Origin of the sequence: Aeromonas media (assembly GCF_000819985.1) — a bacterium.
Taxonomy (GTDB): domain Bacteria; phylum Pseudomonadota; class Gammaproteobacteria; order Enterobacterales; family Aeromonadaceae; genus Aeromonas; species Aeromonas media.
In genome coordinates this window covers 4,835-10,688 of record NZ_CDBZ01000153.1, presented here as the reverse complement: position 1 = coordinate 10,688, position 5,854 = coordinate 4,835, and the positions used below count along the sequence as shown (strand labels likewise).

The following is a 5,854-nucleotide window of genomic DNA, read 5'->3' as shown; positions in this document are numbered from 1 at the left end:
CCGCCTCATCATGGCCGAGCAGCAGGCGGGGCTTGCCCCCCACAGCCGCCTCTACCGGGAGCTGGAGCTGGCCCGCCTCGCCAACGCCACCCCACCAGCAGAACAGGCCCTGCGTGATCGGCTGGCAAGAGAGCCCTCTGCCCGCCCGCTGCGCTGGCTGCTGTTATGGATACTTATTGGGGTACTGGTACTGGTGGCCGGCATTTATGCCGGCACCGGCCGCTATCAGGCGTGGCAGGCTTATCAGTCACGCCCCGATCCGCTGGCGGGATTGAGCCCGCAGGATCTGCAGGACAAGGCGCTGGGCGCCCTGCACCAGCGCCTGCAAGCCAACCCCGCCGATCTCGAGGCCTGGGCCGAGCTCGGCCAGTTGTATCTGTATAGGGACGAGTACGCCAACGCCCTGCTCGCCTACCAGCGCCTCGCCCTGCAAGAAGGAGGCGCCAGCGCGGCGACCCAGGCCGCCCAGGCCACCGTGCTCTACTACCAGGCAGGCCAGCAGCTCACCCCGGAGGCGCAGCGCCTGCTGGGTAGCGCACTCAAGCAGGACAAGGGTGAGGTGAGCGCCCTGATGCTGCTCGCCTCCGATCACTTCCTGCACGGCCGCTACTCCCAGGCTATCGCCCTCTGGCAACAGTTGCTCGACAGCGAGCGCCCCCGCATCAACCGGGCCGCGCTGATCGAGGCGATCCAGACAGCCCGCATGATGGGGGGCTGACTACACACATGATGGGGGCTGAATGCCCCTGTCACGTTTGGCCCGCACAAGCGCCGATGCCAGGGAAATCACTTGCCAGCCTCCCGTCGGCGGCCGAACAATAGGTGTCTATTGAACCTTTTTTTGGAGCCTCCCCCATGATCCCCATTCGCTGTAAAGCCGTCTCCGGTGTCGCCCTCTCAACGATTGATGGCGAAACAAAGCTGCTGGTGATGAAACGGGTCAAGGGCGGTTTCTGGTGCCATGTGGCGGGCACGGTTGAGGCGGGGGAAACCGGCTGGCAGACCATTATTCGCGAGTTTGGCGAAGAGACGGGTATATCGGTTTGCGAGTTATACACAGCCCATTATCTGGAACAATTTTACGAAAGCGCTTCAAATACGGTGGAGGTAGTGCCGGTATTTGTGGTCTATTGCCCTCCCAATCAAACGGTCACCCTCAATGATGAGCACACCGAGTATCGCTGGTGTTCGCTCACCGAGGCCAAGGCGCTGGTGAGCTTTCCCGGGCAGCAGGCGCTCTATGACCATGTCTGGCACCATTTTGTGGCGCGCCGCCCCTCGCCGCTGATGAGGGTGGCACTGCGCTGATCCGGGTCGGCTGACACCTCCCTCGAAGCCCCTGACGGCGCCCATCTTCACCGACACAAAGAGGATTAATGGTGCGTTCGACCCGATGGCGCACCGGAAGGCACAAAAAGAGTAGCAATGATGGGTCAGAAAGGGCATATAGTGCGCCCCATGACGGGCTGAACCCGGCCAATGTGCGCGCCAGGTGTGGATCATTATGAATCCCGTGAAAGGGCGCCATAGCCGTGAATTCGGCTATTTCAAGGTGCGCCAACCCATAAAATTGAAATATCGGGCCCACGGACGTTGTGAAGCGTCAATTACCGTCATATAACTTAGCCAAATGTCCCTGTCTGTCGTAGTAGAGCCAAACCATGAACCTTCGTCCTTTTCTTCCCCTGCTGCTCGGCGCCTTCCTCCTTCCCGCCAGCATGGAAAGCGCCCATGCCAACCCGTTTTCTGCGACCTCTTCCTCCACCAACAGCCTGCTCGAACCTCGCACCAATCTCGCCCTGAGATCCGATGCCTTCGTGGTCGCCAATCCACGAACCGGCGAGATCCTGGCTGAACGCAACGCCAACCGGGTGATGTCCATCGCCTCCATCACCAAGCTGATGACGGCGCTGGTGGTGCTGGACGGCAACCAGCGCCTCAACGAGACCCTCACCGTCACCATGGACGATGTGGACAGGCTCAAGGGCACCGGCTCCCGCCTGGCCGTCGGCTCGCGCCTGAGTCGGGCCGACATGCTGCACATCGCCCTGATGTCGTCGGAAAACCGCGCCGCCTCGGCATTGGGACGGCACTACCCGGGTGGCCGCAAGGCCTTTATCGAGGCGATGAATGCCAAGGCCCGCATGCTCGGCATGTGGAGTACCCATTTCGCCGATAGCACCGGGCTCAACCCGCGCAACGTCTCCACCGCCCACGACCTCGCCAAACTGGCCGCCGCAGCGTCCACCTACCCGCTGATCCGCCAATACACCTCCTCCGAACAGCGCCTGGTACGCAACGGCAAGCGCCAGCTGCACTATCTCAACTCCAACCGCCTGGTCCGGGAAGGCGAATGGCCTATCCTGGTCTCCAAGACCGGCTACATCCGCGAGGCAGGTCGCTGCCTGGTCATGGGAACCCGGGTCAACAATGAGCCCGTGGTCATGGTGCTGCTCCACGCCAACACCACCAATGAGCGGGTGGCCGATGCCAGAAAGATCAAGAGCTGGCTGGAAACCTCGGGCCGCATGACCCTGACCGCCCAGTCCACGCCCCCCGCCAAGTTGTTCAGCAACCAGTGATCATACGGGCAAGCAACGAGGCCCCCGCACCGACAGGTGCGGGGGCCTTCTCATTGCGCCTCTCCCCTCACAAGCCGCAGCGCCGCCTTTCCCGTCCTGCGGTGATCCCATCCTGGCTGCGCTTCGTTATGCAGGCAGAGATCGGCCAACCCAGTGAACGAGGCGGAACATGCACCGCAAACCCCATCTACCCGAGAAAGTCTGCCCCGTCTGCCTGCGCCCGTTCGCCTGGCGGCGCAAGTGGGCGCGCTGCTGGCAGGAGGTGCGCTATTGCAGCGAGCGTTGCCGCCGTCATAAGGGAGAGTCGGTCTGATGGAGCTGCGGCTCATCCTCGGCGATCAGCTGAACGCCGGCCACAGCTGGTTTCGCACCCCGGATCCGGCTGTCTGCTACCTGATGGCGGAGCTGCGCCAGGAGACGGACTACTGCCGCCACCATCGCCAGAAGGTGCTCGCCTTCTTTGCCGCCATGCGTGCCTTCGCCACCGCCCTCACCCAGGCGGGCCACCGGGTCTGTTACCTGACCCTCGATGAGAGCGCCCGCTGGCCCGACCTGCCCACCCTGCTGGCGGCCCAGCTCGAAGCGTATCAGGCCGAGCGCTTTGCCTGGCAGAGCCCGGACGAGTGGCGCCTCGCCAGCCAGTTGAAAAGCTGGGCGGCTGGCCTTGCCATCCCGGCCCAAGAGGTGGAGAGCGAGCATTTTCTCACCCCCCGTGATGGCTGGCAGCACTACCCCCACGGCCGGATGGAGTTCTTCTACCGCGCCCTGCGCAAGCAATACGGGGTGCTGCTGGATGAAGGCGGCCAACCCCTTGGCGGGCGCTGGAACTTCGATGCCGAGAATCGCGCCAGACTGCCGGACAACCAGCCCATCCCGGCGCCCCTCACCTTTGCCAACGAGGTGAGCGAGATCGACGCCATGCTGACTCGTCACGGAGTCAACACCATTGGCCATGCCGATGCCAACGCCTTGCCCTGGCCGGTCACCCGGCGCCAGAGCCGCGCACTGCTCGAGCACTTTCTGGTGCACGGCCTGCCCCACTTCGGCCGCTATCAAGATGCCCTGAGTGAGCGGGGTTGGAGCCTGTTTCACAGCCGCTTGTCATTTTCGCTCAACAGCAAGATGCTCCACCCCCTCGAGGTGATCCGCGCCGCCGAGTCCCGTTGGCGGGCCAACCAGGCCACTATTTCGCTCTCTCAGGTGGAGGGCTTCATTCGCCAGATCCTCGGCTGGCGCGAGTTTGTCCGCGTCCTCTACTGGGAGCAGATGCCCGCCTATGGCCGCGTCAATTTCCTGGGTGCCGACCGCCCCCTGCCCGGCTTCTTCTGGAGCAGTGAAACCAGAATGGCGTGCATGCGCCACGCCATCCGCCAGTCCCTCGAGTACGGCTACGCCCACCACATCCAGCGGCTGATGGTGACCGGCAACTTTGCCCTGCTGGCGGGGATAGATCCGGACGAGGTGGACACCTGGTATCTCGGCATCTACGTGGATGCCATCGAGTGGGTGGAGCTGCCCAACACCCGCGGCATGAGCCAGTTCGCCGACGGCGGCCTGATGGGCAGCAAGCCCTACGCCAGCAGCGGTGCCTATCTGGCGCGCATGGGCCACTACTGCAAGGGGTGTCATTATGAGGTGAAGGCTCGCAGCGGTCCGGACAGCTGCCCGTTCAACAGCCTCTACTGGCACTTTTTATGGCGTCATCGGGACAAGCTGGGAGCCAATCCCCGCCTCGCCCTCCCCTATGCCAACTGGGACGGCCAACCCGAGGCGCAGCGGCAGGCCATGCTGGCGACGGCGGAGCACCATCTGCTCCACCTGGAGCGCCTCTGATGCGGCAGGATTTCATGCCAAAACTAGAGAAAATCACAACATTGAGAGCTAGTTAACAAAATGTAAACAGCGATAACCACCAATGACATCGACACCAGTTGAATATCCTGTGGCGGCTGATTAAGGTGAAGGCCCCAGTCAAGGAGAGACAAGATGGACATAGTGGTACTCGGTGGTGGCGTGGTCGGTGTGACCAGCGCCTGGTATCTGGCCAAGGCCGGTCACAAGGTGACCCTGCTGGAGCGACGTGACGGGGTGGCGCTTGAAACCAGCCATGCCAATGCGGGTCAGATCTCCCCGGGTTATGCTTCCCCCTGGGCTGCCCCAGGCATTCCCCTCAAGGCCGCCAAGTGGCTGCTGCAAAAGCACGCCCCCTTCACGGTCCGCCCCACCGCGGATCCCTTCCAGCTGAGCTGGATGCTGAAGATGTTCGCCAACTGCACCCCGGCGGCCTATGCGGTCAACAAGGGGCGCATGGTGCGGCTGGCCGAATACAGCCGCGACTGCATGAAGGTGCTCAGGGACGAGCTGGCCCTGGACTACGAGGGGCGCCAGCTCGGCACCCTGCAGCTGTTCCGAAGCCAGGCTCAGCGGGACGCCAGCCAGCGCGATATCGAGGTGCTGGAAGAGTACGGCGTCCCCTACCAGTCCCTGGATGCAGGCGGCTGTGAAGAGGTGGAGCCCGCCCTGGCCCGGGTACGCGGCAAGGTGGTGGGGGGCCTGCGCCTGCCGAGACGGGGGACTGCTTCCGCTTCACCCAGGCCCTGGCCGCCGAGGCACAGAAACTCGGGGTGACCTTCGTCTTCAACTGCCCCATCGACGAAATCGAGCTCGCCAAAGGGCGCGCCGTGGCGGTGCGCGCGGGCGAGCAGCGCTTCCAGGCCGACGCCATCGTCTGTGCGCTGGGGAGCTATGGCACCGGCTTCCTGAAGCCCTTGGGAATAGCGCTCCCCGTCTACCCGGTCAAGGGCTACTCCCTCACCCTGCCGATGACGGACGCCAATGGTGCTCCTCGCAGCACTGTGCTGGATGAAACCTACAAGGTCGCCATCACCCGTTTCGATGAGCGGATCCGGGTCGGCGGCATGGCCGAGCTGTCTGGCTTCAATCTGGCGCTCAACCCCAAACGTCACGACACCCTGGCCATGGTGGTGAGGGATCTCTTCCCCGAGGGAGGCGATCTTTCCCGCGCCGAGTTCTGGACCGGGCTGCGCCCCATGACGCCGGATGGCACCCCCCTGGTGGGCCCCAGCCCCATCCCGGGTCTGTGGCTCAACACCGGCCACGGCACCCTGGGCTGGACCATGGCCGCGGGGTCGGGCCAGCTGCTCAGCGATCTCATCTCGGGCAGCGCCCCCGCCATCAGCGACGAGGGGCTGACCCTGGCGCGTTACGGCTAGCCCGAATGGCGCAGCACCCAATGCGAGAGAGGGAGTGCC

The 5,854-nt window shown here is 63.9% G+C and carries 5 protein-coding genes and 1 pseudogene; all 6 read left to right on the top strand.

Going from position 1 to position 5,854, the window contains the following annotated elements; all coding sequences use genetic code 11:
• On the top strand, positions 1-718 hold a 718-nt coding region (locus BN1127_RS22805), incomplete at its 5' end, for a TPR domain-containing protein (RefSeq protein WP_048824810.1).
• A 137-nt stretch (positions 719-855) separates the two neighbouring features.
• Positions 856-1,308 (top strand): NUDIX hydrolase, encoded by a 453-nt coding sequence (locus BN1127_RS13110; RefSeq protein WP_042649768.1) that lies wholly within the window; start codon positions 856-858, stop codon positions 1,306-1,308.
• A 353-nt stretch (positions 1,309-1,661) separates the two neighbouring features.
• A complete protein-coding gene (locus tag BN1127_RS13105; RefSeq protein ID WP_042649767.1) occupies positions 1,662-2,582 on the top strand; it encodes a serine hydrolase in 921 nt (306 codons plus the stop codon).
• A gap of 169 nt (positions 2,583-2,751) precedes the next feature.
• Positions 2,752-2,895, top strand: a complete 144-nt coding sequence (locus BN1127_RS21595) for a DUF2256 domain-containing protein (RefSeq protein ID WP_082030100.1) — start codon at positions 2,752-2,754, stop codon at positions 2,893-2,895.
• Positions 2,895-4,415: a cryptochrome/photolyase family protein gene (locus tag BN1127_RS13100; RefSeq protein ID WP_042649766.1), complete on the top strand. Its 1,521-nt coding sequence runs from the start codon at positions 2,895-2,897 to the stop codon at positions 4,413-4,415. Before BN1127_RS21595 ends, BN1127_RS13100 begins: the two co-directional genes overlap by 1 nt.
• Before the next feature lie 153 nt (positions 4,416-4,568).
• Positions 4,569-5,815: pseudogene (locus BN1127_RS13095) on the top strand (D-amino acid dehydrogenase).
• The last annotated feature ends 39 nt before the right edge of the window (positions 5,816-5,854 follow it).

Excerpts from the sequence above, each read along its gene's own strand:
- BN1127_RS21595 (WP_082030100.1), top strand. The coding sequence starts at position 2,752 with ATGCACCGCAAACCCCATCTACCCGAGAAAGTCTGCCCCGTCTGCCTG.
- BN1127_RS13110 (WP_042649768.1), top strand. The coding sequence starts at position 856 with ATGATCCCCATTCGCTGTAAAGCCGTCTCCGGTGTCGCCCTCTCAACG.
- BN1127_RS13100 (WP_042649766.1), top strand. The coding sequence starts at position 2,895 with ATGGAGCTGCGGCTCATCCTCGGCGATCAGCTGAACGCCGGCCACAGC.
- BN1127_RS13105 (WP_042649767.1), top strand. The coding sequence starts at position 1,662 with ATGAACCTTCGTCCTTTTCTTCCCCTGCTGCTCGGCGCCTTCCTCCTT.